Origin of the sequence: Pseudomonas sp. R4-39-08 (genome assembly GCF_003852275.1) — a bacterium.
Classification (GTDB): domain Bacteria; phylum Pseudomonadota; class Gammaproteobacteria; order Pseudomonadales; family Pseudomonadaceae; genus Aquipseudomonas.
Window position 1 is genome coordinate 5102225 of record NZ_CP027733.1, and the last position, 24759, is coordinate 5126983.

Annotated in this window: 23 protein-coding genes; 15 read left to right on the forward strand and 8 right to left on the reverse strand. The window is 62.2% G+C overall.

Annotation, left to right across the window (positions count from 1 at the left end; translation table 11 throughout):
* Positions 1-54: 54 nt before the first annotated feature.
* Positions 55-474: a polyribonucleotide nucleotidyltransferase gene (locus tag C4J88_RS23560; protein WP_124368458.1), complete on the forward strand. Its 420-nt coding sequence runs from the start codon at positions 55-57 to the stop codon at positions 472-474.
* A 10-nt stretch (positions 475-484) separates the two neighbouring features.
* Positions 485-1378 carry a cation diffusion facilitator family transporter gene (locus C4J88_RS23565; RefSeq protein WP_124405367.1) on the forward strand — a complete coding sequence of 298 codons (894 nt, stop codon included), beginning with the start codon at positions 485-487 and terminating at the stop codon, positions 1376-1378.
* On the opposite strand, the gene C4J88_RS23570 is transcribed toward C4J88_RS23565, so the two are convergent.
* The gene (locus tag C4J88_RS23570; RefSeq protein ID WP_124408254.1) at positions 1375-2394 is read right to left on the reverse strand and encodes a DUF6515 family protein; all 1020 of its coding nucleotides are present in this window, start codon (positions 2392-2394) and stop codon (positions 1375-1377) included. The genes C4J88_RS23565 and C4J88_RS23570 overlap by 4 nt on opposite strands.
* Before the next feature lie 418 nt (positions 2395-2812).
* On the opposite strand from C4J88_RS23570, the gene C4J88_RS23575 reads away from it, so the two are divergent.
* Both C4J88_RS23575 and C4J88_RS23580 read left to right on the forward strand, forming a co-directional pair.
* On the forward strand, positions 2813-3292 hold the full coding sequence (locus C4J88_RS23575) for an Lrp/AsnC family transcriptional regulator (RefSeq protein ID WP_003194418.1): 480 nt from the start codon (positions 2813-2815) through the stop codon (positions 3290-3292).
* 197 nt (positions 3293-3489) lie between these two features.
* Positions 3490-3699, forward strand: a complete 210-nt coding sequence (locus C4J88_RS23580; RefSeq protein ID WP_025999909.1) for a DUF2788 domain-containing protein — start codon at positions 3490-3492, stop codon at positions 3697-3699.
* Here the strand turns inward: C4J88_RS23580 and C4J88_RS23585 are convergent.
* The 4 genes from C4J88_RS23585 to C4J88_RS23600 form a co-directional block, all read right to left on the reverse strand.
* Positions 3694-4329, reverse strand: a complete 636-nt coding sequence (locus C4J88_RS23585; RefSeq protein WP_124408255.1) for a pseudouridine synthase — start codon at positions 4327-4329, stop codon at positions 3694-3696. The genes C4J88_RS23580 and C4J88_RS23585 overlap by 6 nt on opposite strands.
* Before the next feature lie 71 nt (positions 4330-4400).
* Complete coding sequence (amn, locus tag C4J88_RS23590; RefSeq protein WP_164484569.1) at positions 4401-5873, reverse strand: AMP nucleosidase; 1473 nt, start codon at positions 5871-5873, stop codon at positions 4401-4403.
* Positions 5874-6058: 185 nt separating this feature from the next.
* Positions 6059-7711, reverse strand: coding sequence for an acyl-CoA dehydrogenase family protein (locus tag C4J88_RS23595; RefSeq protein WP_124408256.1), 1653 nt, complete (start codon positions 7709-7711; stop codon positions 6059-6061).
* A gap of 68 nt (positions 7712-7779) precedes the next feature.
* Positions 7780-10179, reverse strand: a complete 2400-nt coding sequence (locus C4J88_RS23600) for a hybrid sensor histidine kinase/response regulator (protein ID WP_124408257.1) — start codon at positions 10177-10179, stop codon at positions 7780-7782.
* 275 nt (positions 10180-10454) lie between these two features.
* On the opposite strand from C4J88_RS23600, the gene C4J88_RS23605 reads away from it, so the two are divergent.
* The 4 genes from C4J88_RS23605 to C4J88_RS23620 all read left to right on the forward strand — a co-directional run bounded on the left by C4J88_RS23605 (position 10455) and on the right by C4J88_RS23620 (position 14007).
* A complete protein-coding gene (locus C4J88_RS23605) occupies positions 10455-11252 on the forward strand; it encodes a hydroxymethylpyrimidine/phosphomethylpyrimidine kinase (protein ID WP_124368463.1) in 798 nt (265 codons plus the stop codon).
* A gap of 49 nt (positions 11253-11301) precedes the next feature.
* Positions 11302-11931, forward strand: coding sequence for a thiamine phosphate synthase (thiE, locus tag C4J88_RS23610; protein WP_124408258.1), 630 nt, complete (start codon positions 11302-11304; stop codon positions 11929-11931).
* 11 nt (positions 11932-11942) lie between these two features.
* Positions 11943-13226 (forward strand): glutamate-1-semialdehyde 2,1-aminomutase, encoded by a 1284-nt coding sequence (hemL, locus tag C4J88_RS23615; protein WP_124364539.1) that lies wholly within the window; start codon positions 11943-11945, stop codon positions 13224-13226.
* A 226-nt stretch (positions 13227-13452) separates the two neighbouring features.
* Positions 13453-14007: a tetratricopeptide repeat protein gene (locus tag C4J88_RS23620; RefSeq protein WP_124408259.1), complete on the forward strand. Its 555-nt coding sequence runs from the start codon at positions 13453-13455 to the stop codon at positions 14005-14007.
* Positions 14008-14019: 12 nt separating this feature from the next.
* Here the strand turns inward: C4J88_RS23620 and C4J88_RS23625 are convergent, their stop codons facing one another.
* The gene (locus tag C4J88_RS23625) at positions 14020-14346 is read right to left on the reverse strand and encodes a DUF1820 family protein (protein ID WP_003194436.1); all 327 of its coding nucleotides are present in this window, start codon (positions 14344-14346) and stop codon (positions 14020-14022) included.
* 132 nt (positions 14347-14478) lie between these two features.
* Between C4J88_RS23625 and miaB the strand changes: the two genes are divergently transcribed.
* The 5 genes from miaB (at position 14479) to lnt (ending at position 19894) form a co-directional block, all read left to right on the forward strand.
* Positions 14479-15807, forward strand: a complete 1329-nt coding sequence (gene miaB / locus C4J88_RS23630) for a tRNA (N6-isopentenyl adenosine(37)-C2)-methylthiotransferase MiaB (protein ID WP_124371962.1) — start codon at positions 14479-14481, stop codon at positions 15805-15807.
* A 216-nt stretch (positions 15808-16023) separates the two neighbouring features.
* Positions 16024-17028: a PhoH family protein gene (locus C4J88_RS23635; RefSeq protein WP_124364541.1), complete on the forward strand. Its 1005-nt coding sequence runs from the start codon at positions 16024-16026 to the stop codon at positions 17026-17028.
* Positions 17021-17512, forward strand: a complete 492-nt coding sequence (gene ybeY, locus C4J88_RS23640) for an rRNA maturation RNase YbeY (protein ID WP_124408260.1) — start codon at positions 17021-17023, stop codon at positions 17510-17512. The genes C4J88_RS23635 and ybeY overlap by 8 nt, the downstream gene beginning before the upstream one ends.
* Before the next feature lie 10 nt (positions 17513-17522).
* Positions 17523-18362 carry an HlyC/CorC family transporter gene (locus C4J88_RS23645; RefSeq protein WP_122483878.1) on the forward strand — a complete coding sequence of 280 codons (840 nt, stop codon included), beginning with the start codon at positions 17523-17525 and terminating at the stop codon, positions 18360-18362.
* A gap of 8 nt (positions 18363-18370) precedes the next feature.
* On the forward strand, positions 18371-19894 hold the full coding sequence (gene lnt, locus C4J88_RS23650) for an apolipoprotein N-acyltransferase (RefSeq protein ID WP_124408261.1): 1524 nt from the start codon (positions 18371-18373) through the stop codon (positions 19892-19894).
* A gap of 121 nt (positions 19895-20015) precedes the next feature.
* On the opposite strand, the gene C4J88_RS23655 is transcribed toward lnt, so the two are convergent.
* Positions 20016-20777, reverse strand: a complete 762-nt coding sequence (locus C4J88_RS23655) for a YdcF family protein (protein ID WP_124408262.1) — start codon at positions 20775-20777, stop codon at positions 20016-20018.
* Between the two features lie 92 nt (positions 20778-20869).
* Complete coding sequence (locus C4J88_RS23660) at positions 20870-21187, reverse strand: hypothetical protein (RefSeq protein WP_124408263.1); 318 nt, start codon at positions 21185-21187, stop codon at positions 20870-20872.
* Between the two features lie 261 nt (positions 21188-21448).
* Between C4J88_RS23660 and leuS the strand changes: the two genes are divergently transcribed.
* The gene (gene leuS / locus C4J88_RS23665; RefSeq protein WP_124408264.1) at positions 21449-24055 is read left to right on the forward strand and encodes a leucine--tRNA ligase; all 2607 of its coding nucleotides are present in this window, start codon (positions 21449-21451) and stop codon (positions 24053-24055) included.
* A gap of 90 nt (positions 24056-24145) precedes the next feature.
* The gene (gene lptE, locus C4J88_RS23670) at positions 24146-24751 is read left to right on the forward strand and encodes an LPS assembly lipoprotein LptE (RefSeq protein ID WP_124368472.1); all 606 of its coding nucleotides are present in this window, start codon (positions 24146-24148) and stop codon (positions 24749-24751) included.
* The last annotated feature ends 8 nt before the right edge of the window (positions 24752-24759 follow it).

A 24759-nucleotide genomic window follows, 5' to 3' on the forward strand; every position in this document is an offset into this window, starting at 1 on the left:
ACGATCAGGCAGTGCGATATAGTCATTTATCAATTGTGTTCAGGAGACTTTTTCATGCGTATCGCTTCCCGTGTCATTGGCGGCGTCTTGGCCGTCACCCTGCTGAGCCAACTCACCGCCTGCGGTTCGATTTTCTACCCGGATCGCCGTGGCCAGATCGACGGCAAGATCGACCCGGCGATTGCCGTGCTCGATGCGGTCGGCTTGCTGTTCTATGTGATCCCCGGGCTGATCGCGTTCGGCGTCGACTTCGCCACGGGGGCGATCTACTTCGAACCAGGCAAGACCGCCCAGGTCGCGCCGGAAAAACTGCACGAAGCCATCGGCGCCGACGGCACGGTCGACAACGCCAAGCTGCAAGGCATCATCCAGAAGGAAACCGGGCACACCCTGCCGCTGGACGATCCACGCCTGATCCAATTCAAGGGCAGCGTGCAACAACTGGCGTCCCTGGGCCTGCAGCCTGCAGCATAAGGACAGCGCCATGACCAGCAGTCCCGAACACGCCAGGCTCCTGCGCCTGGCCACCCGCGCCTCGGTGGGCGTGGCCAGTGCGTTGATCATCACCAAGGCCATCGCCTGGTGGTTCAGTGGCTCGGTGGCCATGCTCGCCGGGTTGACCGACTCGCTGCTCGACGGCGTGACCTCGCTGCTCAATCTGCTGGCGGTGCACTACGCCCTGCGCCCCGCCGATGACGATCACCGTTACGGTCACGGCAAGGCGGAGTCGCTGTCGGGCATGGCCCAGGCGCTGTTTATCGGCGGCAGCGCGGTGTTGATCGCCTTTCAGGCCTACCAACGCTTGCAACACCCGGAGCCTGTAGGCGCGCCCTGGCTGAGCATCGGCGTAATCGTGTTTTCACTGGCGCTGACCGTGGCGTTGTTGATGCTGCAACACCGGGTGATCCGCGAAACCGGCTCCAACGCGGTGCGCGCCGATTCGCTGCATTACCGCTCCGACCTGATGCTCAACGGCAGCATCCTGGTGGCGCTGGTGCTCGCGGGTTTCGGTTTCCATCAGGTGGACGCCTGGTTCGGCCTGGGCATCGCCGCCTACATCTTGTGGAGCGCCATCCAGATCGCCCGGGAAAGCTTTGCCGTATTGATGGACGAAGAACTGCCGGCGGATATCAGCCAGCATATGCTCGACCTGGCCCGCAGCGTACCGGGCGTGCTGGGCGCCCATGACTTGCGCACGCGGGTTTCCGGCAACCACTGGTTCGTGCAGTTGCACCTGGAGTTGCCGGGAGAACTGACGCTGTCGGTGGCCCACGGCATCAGCGACCAGGCCGCCGATGCCATTCATCAGGCCTACCCGAAGGCCGAGGTGCTGGTGCACGCCGACCCGCAGGAAGTGGTCACCGGCGCCAGCGCTTAATATTGGACCTGATAGCCGCGACTGCTCAGGCAGTTGCCCTGGGCTTGGCGGTAGGTTTGCACCACCGCCGGGTCGGGGGCATAGGTGGCGGTCTGCGGGTCAAAGCCGCTTTGCTGTGCAGCCCAGCGATAACAATCGTAACCGTCCTGCTGCACCTGAGCCGGGGATTGCCCGTTGGCCGGGTAGGCCACCACGTTATAGCCATTGCCTTGCGGCGCTGGCTGAGGCGCCGGCACCTGCGCCGGCGGTTCCACCACCACGTATTGCTGGGTGTTCTGTTCGTAGGCGTAGTAGGCGCCAGCCGCCAGGAACAATAGCGAACCGCCCACCCACACTTCACGCGCGTAGTCCGGCAGATACTGCACCCGGATGCCATACGGTGGCCTCACCACCACATAGCGCGGGCCTTGCGGGCGATACCAGTAGCCGCCGGAGTAGAAGTAGTCCTGGCCACGGTACGGCACGCGGTAATTGCGGTCGGGGAACCGGTCGACGATATAGCCTGGACGATATTGCGGGCCCGAACCCCAACCGTTGCCGTGCCCATCGGGACGCCCCGGCCAGCGGTTGTCGCCGGGACGGCCATGGTCACCAGGCCGCGAACCTGGACCGCCCGCCTCCCAATGTCGGTTGTCGTCGTCGTTACGCCGTGGGATATCGCGGTAATAGCCCTGGCGCGGCTCCTGGGTCTGGCGCACGGTATCGGGCCGCCCCTGGATCGGCAGGTTGTTCGACGGCTGTGGCTGCGGTTGCGGCCGCCCCTGTTCATTCGCCTGCGGGCGCCCCTGCCATTGACCGCCGCCATTCTGGCCGCCGCGATCAATATGCGGATTCTGCGGGCGTGGCTGGTTGTTCTCCGAACGCCCGCCGCCTTCCGGCCCGCGCTCATGCTGACCGCCGCCGCCCTGTGGGCGCTGCCCCTGGCCCGGTGAGTTATCGCGTTCGTCGGCCACCGCCTGGGCGCCAACGCTGGCCACCAGCAAACCAACACCCGCCATACGCCAGATGCGCTTCATGCTTTTCCTCACTGCGGATTAGGGCTCGATCATGAGACTGGAAAAGCCTCGACCGGTTCTGAGACAGGTTATCAGTCACGAGAACTATTTTCTTGAACGCAAAAGAAAAGGGGTGACCCGTCGGCCACCCCTTGAGAATTTCGTCCTGGCTCAACGCTTTTGACGTTGGCTCACCTCACGCCGTCTTGTGGACAGTGTGCAGCCTGGAGGCCGGCTCAACCCTGCTCGGGTGGCGGCCGCAGCGGGCCTGATTGGGCTTGCTGCGAGTGGACTGTTGTCCAGGCGGTGATTCTGTTGATAAAGATACAGGCCCGCGCCTGACGGATGATTGCGAAGATTGCGTCAATAAACAGTGCTTGCGCAATTTTTAACCCTTCATGGATAATTCACCGCAATAGTTACGACAAAGGCCAACCCAATGAGCAAGCTTGACCGATACGACCTGAGTATTTTGGCGGAATTGCAGCGTGACGCACGGATCTCCAACCAGGAGTTGGCCGAGCGCATCGGCCTGTCGCCTTCGCCCTGCTCGCGCCGGGTCAAGCAATTGGAAGACGACGGCTACATCGCCCGTCAGGTCGCGTTGCTCGACCGCAAGATGCTCGGCCTGAGCCTGACCGCCTACGTGTTGATCGGCATGGACCGGCACACTCCGGAACGTTTCGAAAATTTCGAAGCGGCCATCCGCACCTTGCCCCAGGTGCTGGAATGCAGCCTGGTGACCGGGATGGATGCCGACTATCAGTTGAAAGTGGTGGTGCCGGATATGGACCACTATCAGAAACTGCTGCTGGGGCATCTGACCCGGATTGAAGGCGTGACCAGCGTGCGCTCGAGCTTTGTGCTGAACCAGGTGCTCAATAGCACCGAACTGCCCCTGACTCACCTGCGCACCTGAGAACACTGAGATCCAAATGTGGGAGGGGGCTTGCTCCCGATAGCGGTGGATCAGTTGATAAATATACTGACTGACACTCTGCTATCGGGAGCAAGCCCCCTCCCACAGTTTGATTGCACTTCGATCCAGGTCAATGTTGTGCCTGTGACGCTGCCTTATACTTGCCGCCTGCCTTAGTAGGAAGCCCCATGAACAACATCGACCCCGCCCTGTTCGAAGAATGGATGATGACCGGCCTGGTCACGATCCTGATTATCTTCATGGGCTTTATCGTCTGGGACCTGGCGAAAAAGTCCAAGGCCGGGCGCTTTGGCTCGTTCATTCTGTTTTTCGTGCTGGGCCTGGGCGTGGCCGCGTTCATCATCAAGAGCGTGGTGATCGGCCTGATCGAGTCCGGTGCCTTATAAACGTGGCGGTACTGCCTTCCACTGGCCCTGATCGAGGCCTTCGATAGACCAGTCGCCAATCCGTACGCGCACCAGGCGCAACGTTGGCAAGCCCACCGCGGCGGTCATGCGCCGCACCTGGCGGTTACGCCCTTCACGAATCACCAGTTCCAGCCAATGGGTGGGCACGCTTTTGCGAAAGCGCACCGGCGGGTTGCGTGGCCATAAATCAGGCTCCTCCAACCGCCGGGCCTCGGCGGGCAGGGTCATGCCGTCGTTAAGCTCCACGCCGTCGCGCAGACATTGCAGCTGTACTTCGGTGGGTTCGCCTTCGACCTGCACCCAGTAGGTTTTCGCCAGCTTGTGCCTGGGGTCGGCAATGCGCGCTTGTAGCTGGCCATCGTTGGTCAGCAGCAACAGGCCTTCGCTGTCGCGGTCCAGGCGGCCTGCCGGGTAGATGCCGGGAATATCGATGTAGTCCTTGAGGGTCGCGCGCCCGCCTTCGTCACTGAACTGGGTCAGCACATCGAACGGCTTGTTGAACAGGATCAGCTTCGGCTCGGCCGGCGGTGCCTTGGCGACACGGCGCGGGCCCGCATGCGGGGGTTTCACGCCAGGGCGGCGCGAATCGGGACGGGTAGGACGGGACATGGCGAAGGAACATCTAACGGTCAGGACCGACAATGCTAGTGGCCTGACCGCTAAATGACCATCCCCACCGCTTAGCGGAACGGCGGCTCGTCGAAGCTGCGCAGTTTGCGCGAGTGCAGCGCATTGAGTTCGGTGCGCAGCAGGTCGACCGCTTCGATGCCGATCTTCAAGTGCTGGCTGACGGCCCGCTCATAGAACGCGTTGGCCGAACCCGGCAACTTGATCTCACTGTGCAGCGGTTTGTCCGACACACACAACAATGTGCCGTAGGGCACGCGCAGGCGGTAACCCTGGGCGGCGATGGTGCCGCTTTCCATGTCCACCGCCACCGCGCGGGACAGGTTGATCAGCGGTCGCTCCTGGGCCCAGCGCAGCTCCCAGTTGCGGTCGTCGTAGGTCAACACGGTGCCGGTGCGCAGGCGTTTTTTCAGTTCTTCGCCTTTTTCGCCGGTGACGTTGGCCGCCGCTTGCTGAAGCGCCAGCTGCACCTCGGCCAGGGCCGGGATCGGGATGTTCGGCGGTACCACACGGTCGAGAATCCCGTCGCGACGCATATAGGCGTGGGCCAATACATAGTCGCCGATGGTCTGGGATTGGCGCAGGCCGCCGCAGTGCCCGATCATCAGCCAGCAATGCGGGCGTAGCACTGCCAGGTGGTCGGTGATGTTCTTGGCGTTGGACGGGCCCACGCCGATATTCACCAGGGTCACGCCGTGGCCGTCAGTGGCCTGCAGGTGATAGGCCGGCATCTGGTAGCGGTGCCAGACCACGCCTGCGGCAATCGCCGACGCTTCGCCGTGGTCCATGCTCTTGTCGATCACCACGTTGCCCGGCAGCACCATGCGGATAAAACGCGGGTCGCTGCGCAGTTGCTCCAGGCCATGCACGATGAACTGGTCAACGTAGCGATGGTAGTTGGTCAGCAGAATCCACGGCTGCACATGGCGCCAGTCGCTGCCGGTGTAGTGCACCAGGCGGCGCAGGGAAAAGTCCACACGGGCCGCGTCGAACAGGGCCAGGGGCAGCGGGTCGGTGTTTTCCCAGTCATAGAGGCCGTCGGCGATGCCATCGGTGGCGGCCGACAAGTCAGTGCTGGGGAACACGCGGGCCAGGGTCGCGGCAGTCACACCGGAACCGGCCAGCTCATCGCCCTGCTCCACCACGTACGGGTACGGAATGTTCTGCTGGCTGACGCCCACTTCCACCGTCACGGTGAAGTCGTGCATCAGCGGCACCAGTTGCTCCAGCAGGTACTTACGGAAGGCCGCCGGATGGGTGACGGTCACGCTGTAGGTACCCGGCAACTGCACCTTGGCATACGCCCGGGTGGTCTGTGGGACTTCGCCGTGGCAGTGGTAAGTCAGGCGCAGTTCCGGATAGCGAAACAGCGCACGTTGTGCGGCGTCGGGTTCGACGCGGTCCTTGAGGTATTGCTTGAGGGCTTGATTGAGCGCGCCAGTCGCACGCTCATGCAGGGCCGCCAGCCGATCCACGGCCTCTTCAGCGGTTTGAACGACAACAAAAGCTTCGGTCACGGTAAGCATCCTGTGTTCTGGACTTGCAGGCCTTTATCTTGCCTGTATCCCTGCCTCACTGAAACACCAGAGTTGGAATGCCCTTTAAAATGTGGGAGGGGGCTTGCTCCCGATAGCGGTGTGACAGTCACTGGATTCTTGGCTGACATACCGCTATCGGGAGCAAGCCCCCTCCCACACTTGACCGCGTTTATTCAAGGAGATAACGGGGTTGAACGGGCGACAAGGGCCTGCACATCCACCCCGCGCGGCAAGGCGCCGTAGACCCGCCCCGATGACTCACCCAGGCGACTGGCAGTGAAGCCATCGCTGACCGCCGCATTCCCCGCCTCCAGCAACAACTTGGCCTGCAGCGCCAGGGCGATATCCTCGGTCAGTTGACGGGCGCGGTATTGGATATCCTGGGTGTCCATGAACGCTGACTTCAACCCCTCGATATGCCGCGCCAGCCGGGGGTCGCCATGCCCATCGCCCAGTTCGACAAACAACGCCTCCAGCACACCCGGTTCCTTGGACAATGCCCGCAGCACGTCCAGGCATTGCACGTTGCCGGAACCTTCCCACGTTGAATTCACCGGCGCCTCACGGTACAGACGCGGCAGGATGCTGTCCTCGACATACCCGGCGCCGCCCATGCATTCGGCGGCTTCATTGATCATGGCCGGCGCGCGTTTGCAGATCCAATACTTGCCCACCGCCGTCACCAGCCGGGCGAATTTGGCTTCCTGTTCATTCCCCAGGTGATCCAGCGCCCGCCCCATGCGCAGGCTCAAGGCCAAGGCCGCTTCGCTTTCCAGGGCCAGGTCGGCGAGCACGTTCTGCATCAACGGTTGTTCGCTCAATACGCGGCCGCCGACCGAACGGTGGGCGCAGTGGTGGCTTGCCTGGGTCAAGGCCTGGCGCATCAGCGCGCTGGAACCGACCATGCAATCGAAGCGGGTCATGGCGACCATCTCAATGATGGTCGGCACGCCGCGCCCCTCTTCACCGATCATCCAGGCCAGGGCGCCACGGAACTCCACCTCGCTGGAGGCGTTAGAGCAGTTGCCGAGTTTGTTCTTCAACCGCTGGATGTAGAACTCGTTGCGCGTGTCATCCGGGCGATGCCGGGGCAGCAGGAAACAGGTCAGGCCCTTGTCAGTCTGGGCCAGGGTGAGGAAGGCGTCGCACATGGGCGCGGAGCAGAACCACTTGTGGCCGACCAGTTCGTAGGCCTGCCCCGGCCCACCCGCGCCCACCGCGTAGGCGCGGGTAGTGTTGGCGCGCACGTCAGTGCCGCCCTGTTTTTCGGTCATGGCCATGCCGATGGTCGCACCGGCCTTGTGGGCGATGCCGACGTTGCGCGGGTCGTATTGGGTACTGAGGATCTTCGGCAGCCAGAGGTCCGCCAGCTCCGGTTGCAAGCGCAGGGCCGGGACGCAGGCGAACGTCATGGTCAGCGGGCAACCGGTGCCCGCTTCGGCCTGGCTGTGCAGGTAAGTCATCGCCGCGCGCGCCACGTGGGCGCCGGATTGCGGATGGGCCCACGGCAGCGACGGCAGGCCGTGCTCGACGGCGGTGCGCATCAGTTCGTGGTACGCGGGGTGAAACTCCACCAAGTCAATTCGATGACCATAACGGTCATGGCTGCTGAACACCGGCTTGTGCTGGTTGGCCAGGAACCCGGCCTCCATCAACGGCCCGCCGGCCAGGGCACCATAGGCCTCGATGCGCGACTCGGCCCAGCCGGCGCCAAAGCGACGCGCCCACTCTTGCAGGGGCAGGTCGATACGGTACAGGTTGGTGCCGTCCAAAGACGGTGGCTGGTTGGTGACGTCGTGGGTTTCGGCAAACCGGTGCAGGTTCATGACGGGCCTCTTGGAAACAGGCCACGTGACATCGAGGCCTTGATTTCAGTTAAGCACCGACCCAGGCCTTAAAAAAGTGGCATACGCGCCGAATGTTCGGCGCTTTCGCCCTCTGGTGGACACAGCACGAGCCGCTCCAGCGTCGCCTGCAAAGCCTCGAAACGTACTGGCTTGGCCAAGTGATCGCTCATGCCGATGCCATGGCAGCGCTCACGGTCCGCGACATTGAGCGCGCTGCTCAGGCCGATCACCGGTAACTCACCGCAGCCCGGCAAGGCACGGATCTGACAGCACAATGAGAAGCCGCCCTCAGGCACATCCAGCACTACCGCGTCGAACCTGTGCTCCTGCAACGCTGCCAATGCCGCCGGGCCGCCATCCACGGCCTTGACCCGATAACCCAGCTTGAGCAGCATGCCGCGCACCGCCAATTGCGCCACGCTGTTGTCGTCCACCAACAACACCGTGCAATCCTGCGGCGCTCGTTGTGCAGGCCGCAACTGTGCGCTGGGCTTGGGCTCGGGCGGCACCGGCTTGACGTCCATTTCCAGCTGGAAGCGACTGCCCCTGCGTGGCTCTGAATGATGGGTGAGGCGACCGCCCATCAGCTCGATCAACTGCCGACAAATTGCCAGGCCAATGCCCAGGCCGCCGTATTCGCGGGTCATCGAGCCATCGAGCTGGAAGAAGCGCTGGTACAGCGTGGCCTCGTCAAGGAAGGCGAAGCCGATACCGGTGTCGGTCACGATAAAGCTCAGGCGCAATCCGCCATCCGCCTGGGGGACGCCCACCACGCGTATGCGCACCGCGCCGTCGTGGGTGAATTTCAATGCGTTGTCCAGCAGGCAATCCAGGCACTGGATCAGTTTGTCGGCGTCGCCGATCACGCGGTCCGGCACGGCATCGGCGACGTCAATGGAAAACGCCAGGCCCTTGGCCTGGGCGCTGGCCGCGAACTGTTGACGCACGGTTTCCAGCACGCCGCGCAGGCCGAACACCTGCGGGCGGGCAGCCAGGCGGCCAGCCTGCAACTCGGTCAGGGTGAGAATGCCGTTGACCATGCGCATCATGTCCCGCGCCGAACCGGCGGCGGTTTGCTGGTACTGCGCCAGGTCATCGTCCAGGGACACGGTTTGCATCAGTTCAAGAGAGCCGATCACGCCGTTCATCGGCGTGCGTAATTCATGGGTCAAAGTGGCAAGGAATTCATCCTTGAGCCGATTGCTGCGGGCCAATTGCTGGTTGAGCACTTCGAGTTTCTGGCTGGCGTCGAACAGGATCTGCGCCTGCTGCTCGCGCATGCCGTTGATGCGATCGGCCAGGGCCAGGGACAGCAGCGCAACTTCAATGGCCGAGCCGATCTGGCTGGCATACATCGTGAGGAATACGTTGGGCAAGTAGCCCAGCACCATCAGCGTGTTGACTACCCCGCCGAGTAAAAACGCCGACCAGGCGATGATGAAATAGCGCGCCATGCGCTGGCCGCAATACCAGGCCTTGATCGCAGCCACGAAGATGGTCACGGTAAACACCAGGGCCAGGCCGGTGGCCAGGCGCAGCGCCACCGCGTAGCTGGTCAACAGCGCCAGCGCCATGACCACCCCGCCACAGGCCGCCAGCCCCAGCAGGATGCGGTCGAGCCAGCGGCTGTGCTGTGCGGTGTGCAGGAAGCTGCGCGCGAACAGGCTGCCGAACAAGGCGGCCGAGCCGATCAGAAACGGCACCGCCGCGTTCGCCCACCACGGGTTGTTCGGCCAGAAGTACTCCACGGCCACGCCATTGACTGACAGCTGGTACAGGCCGAACGAGGCGATGTAGAGAATGTAATAGAGGTAGCTGGTGTCGCGCACGCTCAAATAAATGAACAGGTTGTAGACCAACATACCCAGCAACACGCCGTAGATGGCGCCCAGCACATACAAGCGCAGCGGCTGTTCTTCCATATAGGCCGTGCCTGCCCAGAGGGTCAACGGCGCCTGGATCGAGCCTTGGCTTTGCAGGCGCAGGTACATCGTCTGCTGCTGGCCGGGCAGGAAATTGAGCTTGAACAGGTAGTTGGCCTGGCGCACTTCACGGCTGGAAAACGGTAACGCGCTGCCGGTGCGAGTGGTGAGCCGATAGCTGCCGGTGCCGTCGTTCTGGTACAGCTCGAGGCGATTGAGTGGCGGGTAGGCCAGTTCCACAAACCAGGTCCGCGGGGAGCGGGGGTCAACAGCGGTGTAATGCAGGTTGACCTTCAACCAGAACACCGAGTGCGAATAACCGGCATTGAGGGTGGGTGTGTCATGGGGTTTGAATTGAGCGGCATAGGCAGGGGAACTGACGTCGGCGATGGTGAGGGTGCCGGTCGGGTCTTCGAGCACTTGCATGACCCGGCCCAGTGGCAGGCTTCGGGTGCTCTGATTGAACTCGGCGGCGCCGGCCAGCAGCGGCAGCCCGCACAATAATAAAATCAGCAAATAGCGCATAGAGCCCCAGCGTGGCCTGTCCGGTTATGGCAAAAAGCTCCCCCGTTCCTTTTGAGAAGACGTACACCGGCGATACAGTAAGTTGTTTGGATCCACTCTAGCATAGCCGGTAAAGGCCATTGGACACTATGGTAACTATTTTTCAGATGGCCCTAGGACGAGGCTTTCAGCGTATTTGCAGAGAATTTCAGCCACACAGAAGCCTTATCCCAGGGCAACATTCCCTCATCGCCGGACGGCCACGCAAAAAGCGTTTGGTGGTAAGCTCGCGCACCATGAATATCTACAGCTCTCGCCCCGTTGTTCTCTGTCTCTCCGGCCACGACCCCAGTGGTGGCGCCGGCTTGCAGGCCGATATCGAAGCCCTGCTCGCCCAGGGCTGCCACGCCGCTGCGGCCGTCACCGCGCTGACCGTGCAAAACACTGTCAACGTCAGTGACTTTCGCGTGCTCGACCGCGAGTGGGTGCTGGCCCAGGCCAATGCGGTGCTCAGCGATTCAGAAGTCGCGGCGGTCAAGCTGGGCATGCTCGGCTCTACCGCGATGGTCGACACGGTGGTCGAACTGCTGCAGGCGCACCCGCACCTGCCGGTGGTGTGCGACCCGGTACTGCGCGCCGGCGGCGGTGGCAGCCTGGGCAAGGATGAAGTCGGTTATGCGATGCGCGAGCGGCTGCTGCCCCTGGCGCTGATCGCCACACCCAACTTGCCCGAAGCCCGCATCCTGGCCGAATTGCCTGACGGCAGCGCCGACGAATGCGCCGAGAAGCTGTTGCCCTACATCAAGCATCTGCTGATCACCGGCGGCCACGGCGACGAGCACGAAGTGCACAATCGCCTGTACAGCCGCGATGGCAGCCGCCATACCTACACGTGCCAGCGTTTACCCGGCAGTTATCACGGCTCGGGGTGCACGCTGGCCAGTGCGCTGACGGGGCGGCTCGCCCAGGGCGAAGGCCTGGTCAGCGCCGTGCAGTCGGCGCTCAACTACACCTGGCGCACCCTGCGCGATGCCGAACGACTCGGCCAGGGCCAGTTCGTACCGCGTCGGTTGCCACTGGATTTCTGCTCGTAGTTCACCTTTCATCACCACTTACCGCTCGTCACAGCAAGGGGCTTGCCCGATGAAACTACGTGGCCTTTACGCCATTACCGACAGCCAACTGTTGGCCGGCAAATTCCTCGCCTACGTCGAAGCGGCGTTGGACGGCGGCGTGACATTGCTGCAGTACCGCGACAAAAGCAGCGACGAAGCGCGCCGCCTGCGTGAAGCCGAGAAACTGCGGGAACTGTGCTCGCGCTACAAGACCCATTTGATCATCAACGATGACGCCGAACTGGCCGCGCGCCTGGGCGTGGGCGTGCACCTGGGCCAGACCGACGGCCCGCTGACCCCGGCGCGAGCGCTGCTCGGCTCCAAGGCGATCATTGGCGCAACGTGCCACAGCCAGATTGAGCTGGCCGAACAGGCCGCTCGGGAGGGCGCCAGTTATGTCGCCTTTGGCCGCTTCTTCAATTCCACCACCAAACCCGGCGCACCGGCCGCCAGCCTTGAAATGCTGGCCGAGGCGCGCCAACGCCTGCACCTGCCGATCTGCGTGATCGGCGGCGTCACCCTGGAAAACGCCGAGCCGCTGGTGGCCCACGGCGCCGACCTGCTCGCCGCGGTGCACGGCCTGTTCGGCGCCGACAGCACCCAGGAAGTCACGCGCCGCGCCCGTGCGTTCAACGATCTTCTTAAATCTTCAGTGTAGAGAGCCCGATCATGTCCCGTTCCGAAACCCTGTTTGCCAATGCCCAGAAACACATCCCCGGCGGTGTGAACTCCCCCGTGCGTGCGTTCAAGAGCGTGGGCGGCACGCCGTTGTTCTTCAAGCATGCCGAAGGCGCCTATGTCACCGACGAAGATGACAAGCGCTACGTCGATTACGTCGGCTCCTGGGGCCCGATGATCCTCGGTCACAGCCACCCGGACGTGCTGGACGCCGTACGCCAGCAGCTGCAGCATGGTTTGTCCTACGGTGCTCCAACCGCGATGGAAACCGAGATGGCCGACCTGGTCTGCTCGATCGTGCCGTCGATGGAAATGGTGCGCATGGTCAGCTCCGGCACCGAAGCCACCATGAGCGCAATCCGTCTGGCCCGTGGTTTCACCGGTCGCGACAGCATCATCAAATTCGAAGGCTGCTACCACGGCCATTCCGACAGCCTGCTGGTAAAAGCCGGTTCCGGCGCGCTGACCCAGGGCGTACCGAGTTCGGCCGGCGTACCGGCGGCGTTCGCCAAACACACCCTGACCCTGCCGTTCAACGACATCGCCGCGGTCGAGCAGATGCTCGGTGAAGTCGGCCAGGACGTGGCGTGCATCATCGTCGAGCCGGTCGCCGGCAACATGAACTGCGTACCACCGGCCCCAGGCTTCCTCGAAGGCCTGCGCGAGCAATGCGACAAGCACGGCGTGGTGCTGATTTTTGACGAAGTGATGACCGGCTTCCGTGTCGCCCTCGGTGGCGCCCAGGCCCATTACGGCGTTACACCGGACCTGAGCACCTTCGGCAAGATCATCGGTGGCGGCATGCCAGTGGGCTGCTTCGGCGGCAAGCGCGAGATCATGCAGCACATCGCCCCACTGGGCCCGGTCTACCAGGCCGGCACGCTGTCCGGTAACCCGCTGGCGATGGCCGCCGGCCTGACCACCCTGCGCCTGATCAGCCGCCCTGGCTTCCACGCCGAGCTGACCGACTACACCACCCGCCTGCTGGACGGCCTGCAAGTGCGGGCCGACGCTGCCGGCATTCCGTTTGTCACCACCCAGGCCGGCGGCATGTTTGGCCTGTACTTCAGCGGCGCCGACGACATCGTCACCTTCGATGACGTGATGGGCAGCGACGCCGACTTGTTCAAGCGCTTCTTCCACCTGATGCTCGAAGGCGGTGTGTACCTGGCGCCCAGTGCGTTTGAAGCCGGCTTCACCTCGATCGCCCACGGCGATGCCGAGTTGAAGCTGACCCTGGACGCTGCCGAGCGCGCCTTTGCGGCCCTGAAATAAGTGACGGCATCCTCTGACGTTTGCCCGTGCCAACGTCAGATTTGCTACCTTGCTTACAGACATTTCTCGCTTTTTTCGAGAATTGCCCTGCAATCCGGCAGATAACTTGCCCAAGCAGCAGAAAAACGAGTAAAGACTTTGTAAGCAGAGGCCTGCTTATTTCATAATGCGCGCTTATTGGACCCCGCGAGGGTCCGCGCGCCCCGTCAGAGGTAAGTCGATTCCCATGAAACGCACCGGCCGCACCCTGGTTCTGGGCTGCCTGTTGCTCCTTCAGCCGCTGCTGGCACATGCACAAGCAGGCGGCAACTCGTTGTTAATCCCAGCGATGGGTCGTTGCACCCTCAATACCCAGCCCGACACCCAGGCCGAAGCCCTGAGCGCGTGCCAGAAACAGGCTAATGAAGGGGATGCGCAAGCGCAATACGAGTTGGGCGAGTACTACCACGACAGCAAGAACCCGGCCGTCGACCTCAACAAAGCGTTGAGCTATTTCGAGAAGGCTTCGCTGCAGGGCCACGCCCAGGCGCAATTCCAGCTGGGCAACATGTTTTTCCGTGGCGAAGGCGTACCGGCCAATAACGTCCAGGCCTACATCGTGCTGAAAATGGCTGCGGTCAACGGCGCCGAAGACGCGCTGGACACCGCCGACGAAGTGGCCGAGCACATGCAGCGTGATGAACTGGAAGTAGCGACCCAGGTGCTGGGGCAGATTTTCCGCAATTACCTGCAGGAATTGCAGAGCGCCGATGGGCGTTCGCCCTTTTCACCCCTTCCCTGATTCAGCGTTGCCTTACTTCTCAGGCATTGGCATCGGAAACGGCATCACATTGCTGGTGCCCCGCGCCTCGCTGATCTTCGGCGTGCCCAGGCGCTCGACTTCGTCGATGCGCACAATCGAATGCATCGGCACGAAGCTGCGCACTACGCCTTCAAACTGCGCCTTGAGCTTTTCCTCGCCTGGATCGACGACCAGCTGCGTGCGCTCGCCAAAGACGAACTCTTCCACTTCCAGGAAGCCCCACAGATCACTCTGATAGATCTGCTTGGCGTACATTTCGAACACCTGGCCCTGGTTAAGGAAAATCACCTTGTAGATTGGAGCTTCACGTTTGGTCATGGGGGGCGGGCAGCACATCGGCGGATATAAATGAGGGCGCGAACTATAGCATGGCACCCGATGCACAGTGCTAGGAACCAATGGACATGCCCCCTATAATGCGCGGTTCTTTACCACCAGTTGACGATTCCCATGGCCAAGAAGCTTTACATCGAAACCCACGGTTGCCAGATGAACGAGTACGACAGCTCGCGCATGGTCGATCTGCTGGGTGAACATCAGGCCCTGGAAGTCACGGCTCGCGCCGAAGATGCCGACGTGATCCTGCTCAATACCTGCTCGATCCGCGAACGGGCCCAGGACCGGGTCTACTCGCAACTGGGCCGCTGGCGCGAATTGAAACTGGCCAACCCGGACATGGTGATCGCCGTTGGCGGTTGCGTGGCTAGCCAGGAAGGCGCGGCCATTCGTGACCGCGCGCCCTATGTCGACGTGGTCTTCGGCCCGCAGACCCTGCACCGCCTGCCGGAAATGATCGACGCCGCACGCGCCACCAAACTGCCGCAAGTGGACGTGTCGTTCCCCGAAATCGAAAAATTCGACCATCTGCCCGAGCCGCGCATCGACGGGCCAAGCGCCTATGTGTCGGTAATGGAAGGCTGCAGCAAGTACTGCACCTTCTGTGTAGTGCCCTACACCCGTGGCGAAGAAGTCAGCCGGCCGTTTGACGACGTGCTGGCGGAAATCATCCATCTGGCCGAAAACGGCGTGCGTGAAGTGACCCTGCTGGGCCAGAACGTCAACGGCTACCGCGGCCAGACCCACGACGGACGCCTGGCCGACCTGGCGGAGCTGATTCGCGTAGTCGCCGCCGTCGATGGCATCGAGCGCATCCGCTACACCACCTCGCACCCGCTGGAGTTCTCCGACAGCCTGATCCAGGCCCACGCCGACGTGCCGGAGCTGGTCAAACACCTGCATTTGCCGGTGCAATCGGGCTCAGACCGCATCCTCTCGGCGATGAAGCGCAATCACACGGCCCTGGAGTACAAGTCCAAGCTGCGCAAACTGCGCGCCGCCGTACCAGGCATCTGCATCAGTTCGGACTTTATCGTCGGCTTCCCTGGCGAAACCGAGAAGGACTTCCAGCAGACCATGAAGCTGATCGAGGACGTGGGTTTCGACTTTTCCTACTCGTTCGTCTATAGCCAACGTCCCGGCACCCCAGCGGCCGATCTGCTGGACGAAACCCCGGAAGCGTTGAAAAAGGAGCGCTTGAATGCGCTGCAACATCGGCTGAATCAGCAGGGTTTCGAGATCAGCCGACAAATGGTCGGTTCGATCCAGCGCATCCTGGTAACCGATTACTCGAAGAAAGACCCCGGCGAATTGCAGGGCCGCACCGAGAACAATCGCATCGTCAACTTCCGCTGCGATAATCCGACCCTGATCGGCCAGTTTGCCGATGTGCACATTGATGCGGCGCAACCGCACTCGTTGCGTGGCTCGTTGATCCAGTAATTCCCAGGTCAACACATATCCAATGTGGGAGGGGGCTTGCTCCCGATAGCGGAGTGTCAGCCACCGCATGTACTGACTGATACACCGCTATCGGGAGCAAGCCCCCTCCCACACTGAGACCGTGCAACATTCCGATGACGTAAGTGCTTTCGCACACCGGCGCGTGGCGTTATTCTCTCTTTCACCTCAACAGCCAAAGGGCGGCTAAAAGCGACCTTGAACGCACCTACAGTAGAACCCCATCGTTTTCTCCTCGAGCCGTTTGAGGCTCGCCGTTTCGCCAACCTGTGCGGACAGTTCGACGAGCACCTGCGGCTGATCGAACAACGCCTGAGCATCGAGATCCGCAACCGCGGCAATCAGTTCGAGCTCATTGGTGAACCCCAACACACCACGTCTGCGGAAAACCTGCTGCGCCGTCTCTACCGCGAAACCAAGGGCAGTGAGCTGTCGCCGGAAACGGTGCACCTGTACCTGCAGGAATCCGCCGTGGAAGACCTGGCCAACAATCCGGTGGCCGAAGCCAGCGTGGCCCTGCGTACCAAAAAAGGCATGATTCGCCCACGCGGCTTGAATCAGCAGAAGTACGTCAAGGAAATCCTCGGTAACGATATCAATTTCGGCATCGGCCCGGCCGGTACCGGCAAGACCTACCTGGCCGTGGCCTGTGCGGTGGATGCCCTGGAGCGCGAACAGGTTCGTCGCATCCTGCTGGTGCGCCCGGCCGTCGAGGCGGGCGAAAAGCTCGGCTTCCTGCCCGGCGACCTGGCCCAGAAGATCGACCCGTACCTGCGCCCCCTCTACGACGCGCTCTACGAAATGCTTGGCTTTGAATACGTGGCCAAGCTGATCGAACGCCAGGTGATCGAAATCGCGCCGCTGGCCTACATGCGCGGTCGCACCTTGAACAACAGCTTCATCATTCTCGACGAGAGCCAGAACACCACGGTCGAGCAGATGAAGATGTTCCTCACCCGTATCGGTTTCGGCTCCACGGCCGTGATCACCGGCGACATCACCCAGGTCGACCTGCCCAAGGGCACCAAGTCGGGCCTGGGCCAGGTGATCGAAGTGCTCAAGGACGTGCCGGGTATCAGCTTTACGCATTTCATGCCCAAGGACGTGGTGCGCCACCCGCTGGTGCAGCGCATTGTCGAGGCCTATGAGCGCTTCGAACATCGCGACGACGGCCTGTCCAAAGACGTGCGCCGCGATGCTTGAGCTTGACCTGCAACTGGCCACCGAAGCGGCCGCGCCCAGCGAAGCACAGTTCCGTCAGTGGTGTGAGCTGGCCCTGCGCCAGCGCACCGCCGATTCGGAGCTGACCATTCGTCTGGTGGACGAGCCCGAAGGCCGTGAGCTGAATCACACATGGCGCCAGAAAGACTACGCGACCAACGTGCTGTCTTTCCCCGCCGATGTGCCGGACGAGTTTCTGGATATCCCGCTGCTGGGCGACCTGGTGATTTGTGTCGCGGTGGTCGAGCGCGAGGCGCAGGAGCAAGAAAAGGAACTTGAGGCCCACTGGGCCCATCTAGTCATCCACGGCTGTCTGCATCTCTTGGGTTACGACCATATAGACGATGACGAAGCCCTGGAAATGGAAGCACTGGAACGAACGTTGCTTGCAGAACTGGGCCATCGCGACCCGTATGCCGACGACGAAAAACCAATCGACACTCAACTGAAACAATCAAGGATTTAGAGTAATCGCTATGAGCGAAGACCGATCGAGCAACGGGCAAAAGTCATGGCTGGGTAAACTGACCCAGGCTTTTGCCCACGAGCCGAAAAACCGCCAGGAGCTGCTGGAGCTGCTGCGCGAGGCCCACCAGAACAAGTTGCTGGACAGCGAAGCGCTGGCCATCGTCGAAGGCGCCATCCAGGTGGCTGACCTGCAAGTACGCGACATCATGGTGCCGCGCTCGCAGATGATCAGCATCAGGGCGACCCAGACCCCGCGCGAATTCCTCCCAGCCGTGATCGACTCGGCGCACTCGCGCTACCCGGTGATCGGTGAAAGCCATGACGACGTCATGGGCGTCCTGTTGGCCAAGGACCTGTTGCCGCTGATCCTCAAGGAGAACGGCGACAACTTCAACATCAAGGACCTGCTGCGCCCGGCCACCTTCGTGCCTGAGTCCAAGCGCCTGAATGTGCTGCTGCGCGAATTTCGCGCCAACCACAATCACATGGCGATCGTGATCGACGAATACGGTGGCGTGGCGGGCCTTGTGACCATCGAGGACGTGCTGGAGCAGATCGTCGGCGACATCGAAGACGAGCACGACGTTGAAGAAGACAGCTACATCAAGCCACTGCCCAGCGGTGACTTCCTGATCAAGGCGTTGACGCCCATCGAGAACTTCAACGAGTTCTTCGACAGCGAATTCTCCGACGACGAGTTCGACACCGTCGGCGGCCTGGTGATGAGTGCGTTCGGGCACCTGCCCAAGCGTAACGAAACCACCGAGATCGGCGCGTATCGCTTCCGCATCCTGAATGCCGACAGCCGCCGGATTCACTTGATCCGTTTGACCCCTATTGCCCGTTAAGGACTGAAATGCGCCGTCTGATCGCACCCGGCTGGCCCGGTAATCTGCTGGCCGTGGTGGCCGGCGCCATCACCACCCTGGCGCTGGCGCCGTTTGATATCTGGCCGCTGGCGCTGGTGGCGGTCGGTGTGTTCTATATCGGCCTGCGCGAGCTGACACCCCGCCACGCCCTGGGGCGCGGCTGGTGTTTCGGTTTCGGCCTGTTTGGCGCCGGCACCAGTTGGATCTACTACAGCATCCACCACTTCGGCGGCGCTTCGGTGCTGCTGGCGGGTTTCCTGATGCTGCTGTTCACCGCCGCCATCGCCTGGTTCTTCGCCCTGCCCGCCTGGCTGTGGGCACGCTGGCTGCGCCGCAATGAAGCGCCCCTGGCCGATGCGCTGACCTTCGCGGCGTTGTGGGTCGGCCAGGAAGCCTTTCGTGGCTGGTTCCTCACCGGTTTTCCGTGGTTGTACTCCGGCTACAGTCAACTCGACGGCCCGCTGACCGGCCTCGCGCCCTTGGGCGGGATGTGGCTGATTTCGTTCGCCCTGGCGCTGACGGCTGCCGTGCTGTGCAACCTGCCGCGCCTGTTGGCGAGCAAGCGCAACAGCTTCATCGCCGCCGGCCTGGTGCTGCTCGTTGCGCCATGGGCCATTGGCCTGGCGCTCAAGCACCATGCCTGGACCTCGCCCTCCGGCCCGCCTTTGAGCGTGGCCGCCATCCAGGGCAACGTCGAACAAAGCATGAAGTGGGACCCCGAGCAGCTCAATGCGCAGCTGGCGCTGTACCGCGATATGAGTTTGAGCTCCAGGCGCGTTGACCTGCTGGTATGGCCGGAAACCGCCGTTCCGGTGCTCAAGGAGTCGGTCGAAGGCTATCTGGGCATGATGGGCAAGTTCGCCGCCGAGCGTAATACCGCGCTGATCACCGGGGTACCGATTCGCCAGGAAGTACGCCATGAGAAGCGCTACTTCAATGGCATCACCGTGGTCGGCGAAGGTGATGGCACCTACCTCAAGCAAAAGCTGGTGCCCTTTGGTGAATACGTGCCGTTGCAGGACATGTTGCGCGGGTTGATCGCCTTCTTCGACCTGCCCATGTCGGACTTCGCCCGCGGCCCCGCCGACCAGGCGATGCTCCAGGCCAAGGGTTACCAGATTGCGCCGTTCATCTGCTATGAAGTGGTGTACCCGGAGTTCGCCGCCGGCCTCTCGGCCCAGAGCGACCTGCTGCTGACCATCAGCAATGACACCTGGTTCGGCCGCTCCATCGGCCCGCTGCAGCACCTGCAGATGGCGCAGATGCGCGCGCTGGAAGCCGGCCGCTGGATGATCCGCGCCACCAACAACGGCGTGACCGGCCTGATCAACCCGTTTGGGCAGATCACCGCACAAATCCCGCAATTCGAGCGCGGCATTCTCTATGGCGACGTGGTGCCGATGCACAATCTCACGCCTTACCTGCAATGGCGTTCGTGGCCGTTGATCATTGTGTGCGTGCTGTTGTTCGGCTGGGCGCTGCTGGCAGGTCGAATGGCCAAAACCGTCTGACAGCCGACACATAACCAATGTGGGAGGGGGCTTGCTCCCGATAGCAGTGTGTCAGTCAGTACATTTGATACTGATACACCGCAATCGGGAGCAAGCCCCCTCCCACACTGGGCCTGCGGTGCTACTTGTAGAACAACCGATACCCCACCTGCCCCACCGCCTCATTGATCAACTGCCCGCTCTGCCATACCGCCTTGACCTCCGGCATCCAGCCGCCCAGTGGACGCGCGTTATCCACGCCCAGGAACCCCACTGGCGCGGGTACCACGGTAAAGCCGGCCTTTTCGAAGCTCCACACCGAACGCGGCATGTGCCAGGCTTGAGTCACTACCACCACGCGCTTGATGCCTTGAGGCAACAGGATCTCGGCGCTCATCTGGGCGTTTTCCCAAGTGGTGCGGCTACGCTCTTCTTTCCAACGCACCGTCACGCCGAAGTCATCCTGCATCGACACCGCCATCAACTGCGCCTCGCTGGGCGGCGTGCCGTAATGCAGGCCACCGGTGGTCAGCACCGGCAACCCGGACGCCTTGGCCAGCCGCGCCGCATAACGCTCACGCTCCAGGCCGATGCCGGTGGGTTGGTCAGTGCCCCAGGCAATGTCGCCGCGCTCGCGCCCGGAACCCAACACCACGATCGCATCGGCGCGCTGGACCAGGTTTGCCCAGTCTTCACGGGCCAAAGGCGGCGCCGTCTCCAAGGCGTGCGCGCCCCACTGCACCATTACCGGCAGGCTGATCAGCCACATCCCGCCCAATCCCAAGGCAAAGCAACACCCCGCCAGGCGCGGGCGACTGCGGCGAAACCACCAGGCAAGCGCCAGCAACAGCAAGAAAATACCGGGCGGCAGCAACAATTGTTTGATGAAATAACGAAAAGGCATCGGGCATCTCCAAAGATGCCCGAAGCCTAGATGCAACGGGGTTCGGCAACAATCCTTACCAGCACATTTTGTAAAGTGGCGGATAACGCGGGTTACTTACACCGTACGGATCGGAAACGTTCCGGGCCGCAGCCGGCCGGCAGGTCCTTCAGCCAGATTACCTTGGCCGAACGGGAAGGCGCCTGGAGTGGCGGGGAGGCCTGCCCATCAGAGGCGCGTTGGTGGTGCAACGCCAGATAGTTCTCGATCAGTTCAAGCTCTGCCTGGCTCAAGCCTTGCAACTCCAGCTCCAGAGGCCGTTCACCACGCAATCGGCCTGCGGTTCTTGCGGCATCCAATGCCCGACCCAAACGGTCGATCAATCCTTCATATAATTGCGGTTTCGTTAAAGTTCGCTGCGATTCAGCCATCCCCTCACCTCATTGAAGAAATACATGCTCCCCAATAAACAGCGTAGCCCCCGTGGCTGCGCCTGCCCGATGCCGCGACAGACGGCCCTGCCTGCGCAATCAGGGTTTCCCTCGATAGAGTGGGGTCATGTATGCTACGGCGCTTCCTGTAACTCCACTTCCCGCAGGGTTTGGGCACGGACGCGCCGCTTTCTGGTGTCGAACAACCCGGACACTGCACCGAAGAGGAATAGGCCACCCTTATTCAGTTCAAAAGTAGCCATGCACGAACAATATCAGCCCCGTGAAATAGAAAATGCCGCACAAACCTTCTGGGACGAGCAAAAGTCCTTTGAAGTCAGCGAACAGCCAGGCAAGGAGACTTTCTATTGCCTATCGATGTTCCCTTACCCCAGCGGCAAACTACACATGGGGCACGTGCGTAACTACACCATCGGCGACGTGATTTCCCGCTACCAGCGCATGCTCGGCAAGAACGTCCTGCAACCCATGGGTTGGGACGCGTTCGGCATGCCGGCGGAAAACGCCGCGATGAAAAACAACGTAGCCCCCGCCAAGTGGACCTACGAAAACATCGCCTACATGAAGACCCAGCTGCGCAGCCTGGGCCTGGCGGTGGACTGGTCTCGCGAAGTGACCACCTGCAAGCCGGACTACTATCGCTGGGAACAATGGCTGTTCACGCGCCTGTTCGAAAAAGGCGTGATCTACAAAAAGAGCGGCACCGTGAACTGGGACCCGGTCGACCAGACCGTGCTGGCCAACGAACAGGTGATCGACGGCCGCGGCTGGCGCTCCGGCGCGCTGATCGAAAAGCGCGAAATCCCGATGTACTACTTCAAGATCACCGCCTACGCGGATGAACTCCTGTCGAGCCTCGACGACTTGCCGGGCTGGCCCGAACAGGTCAAGACCATGCAGCGCAACTGGATCGGCAAATCCAAGGGCATGGAAGTGCAGTTCCCGTACAACGTCGACTCGATCGGCGAAGCCGGCGCACTCAAGGTGTTCACCACCCGCCCCGACACCCTGATGGGCGCAACTTACGTCGCCGTGGCCGCTGAACACCCGCTGGCCACCCAGGCCGCACAGAACAACCCTGAGCTGCAGGCGTTCATCGCCGAATGCAAAGGTGGCAGCGTGGCTGAAGCCGATGTCGCGACCCAGGAGAAGAAAGGCCTGCCGACCGGGCTGTTCGTCGAGCACCCGCTGACTGGCGAGAAGCTGCCGGTCTGGGTCGCCAACTACGTGCTGATGCACTACGGCGACGGCGCCGTCATGGCGGTGCCGGCTCACGACGAGCGCGATTTCGAATTCGCCACCAAATACAACCTGCCGATCAAGTCCGTGGTGCGCACCAGCGCGGGCGAGACCAACCAGGCCCCGTGGCAAGACGCCTACGGCGAGCACGGCACCCTGATCAACTCCGGCGAATTTGACGGCCTGGACTTCCAAGGCGCGTTCGATGCGATCGAAGTCGCGCTGATCAAGAAAAACCTCGGCGCCTCGCGCACCCAGTTCCGCCTGCGCGACTGGGGCATCAGCCGCCAGCGCTACTGGGGCTGCCCGATCCCGATCATCCACTGCGAAAGCTGCGGTGACGTGCCGGTCCCGGAAGACCAGTTGCCGGTCGTCCTGCCCGAAGACGTCGTCCCGGACGGCGCCGGTTCGCCTCTGGCACGCATGCCCGAGTTCTACGAATGCAGCTGCCCTAAATGCGGCGCGCCGGCCAAGCGCGAAACCGACACCATGGACACCTTCGTCGAGTCCTCGTGGTATTACGCCCGTTACGCCTCGCCGCACTATGAAGGTGGCCTGGTCGAGAAATCCGCGGCCGACCATTGGTTGCCGGTGGACCAGTACATCGGTGGCATCGAACACGCCATCCTGCACCTGCTCTACGCGCGCTTCTTCCACAAGCTGATGCGTGACGAAGGTCTGGTCAGCTCCGACGAGCCGTTCAAGAACCTGCTGACCCAGGGCATGGTAATCGCCGAGACCTACTATCGCCGCGAAGCCAATGGCGCCTACACCTGGTTCAACCCGGCGGACGTCGAGCTCGAGCGTGACAACAAAGCCAAGGTCATCAGCGCCAAGCTGAAGTCCGACGGCCTGCCGGTGGAAATCGGCGGCACCGAGAAGATGGCCAAGTCGAAGAACAACGGCGTCGACCCACAATCGATGATCGATCAGTTCGGCGCCGACACCTGTCGCCTGTTCATGATGTTCGCCTCGCCGCCCGACATGAGCGCCGAATGGTCCGATTCCGGCGTCGAAGGCTCGCACCGCTTCCTCAAGCGCGTCTGGCGCCTGGCCCATGCCCACGTCAGCCAGGGCTTGCCGGGCAAGCTGGACGTCGCCGCCCTGAACGATGAGCAGAAGGCCATTCGCCGCAGCACCCACCTGGCTATCCGCCAGGCCAGCCAGGACGTAGGGCAGAACCACAAGTTCAACACCGCCATCGCCCAGGTGATGACGCTGATGAACGTGCTGGAAAAAGCCCCGCAGGCCACGGAACAGGATCGCGCATTGATCCACGAGGGCCTGGAAACGGTTACCCTGCTGCTGGCGCCGATCACCCCACATATCAGCCACGAGTTGTGGAACCGCCTGGGCCACAGCGGTGCCGTCATCGACGCCCGCTGGCCGCTGCAGGATGACAGCGCGCTGGTACAGGACACGCTGCAACTGGTGATTCAGGTCAACGGCAAACTGCGCGGCCAGATCGACATGCCGGCCAGCGCCAGTCGTGAAGAAGTCGAAGCGGCTGCACGCTGCAACGAGAACGTGCTGCGCTTTACCGAAGGCCTGACGATCCGCAAAGTGATCGTAGTGCCCGGAAAACTGGTCAATATCGTCGCCAGCTAAATCGGATCGGGCGCAGGGCTTGAGCCCTGCGCCGAACTAAACCTTCAGGGCCTCGATACGGCCCGCCTGGTTTCAAGGGGAGCAACAAACATGATCAAACGCAATCTGCTGGTAATGGGCCTGGCCGTTCTGTTGAGCGCGTGCGGCTTCCAGCTGCGCGGCACCGGCACCAACGAATTGTCGCTCAAGGAACTCGACGTCAGCGCACGCAATGCCTACGGCGAGACCGTGATTCAGCTGCGCCAGGCCCTGGAAAACAGCGGTGTGCGCGTCTATACCGGCGCCACCTACAAACTGGACCTGGTCGATGAGCGCGAAACCCAGCGCAACATCAGCTACGCCAGTGCGGGCCGCGCGTCGGATGTCGAGTTGACCACCACCGTCAACTTCGAAGTACAGGGCCGCGATCACTTGCCGCTGATGGGTGACAAGGTTCAGGTGCAGAAAGTCGTGAGCCACGACGGCAACAACCTGGTGGGCTCGGACTCCGAGACCCTTCAAGTGCGCAAGGAAATGCGTCGTGAGCTGGTCCAGCGCATGATGACTCGCCTGCAACTGCTGACCCCGGAAAAACTCGCGGAGCTGCAGCAAATCGCCGACAACAAGGCCAAGGCTGACGCCGATGCCCTGAAAGCCGCGCAAGAGTATGAAGACAACACGCCGAAACAGTCGCCTGTTGAAGTACCTGTCGAGTAAGCCAAACG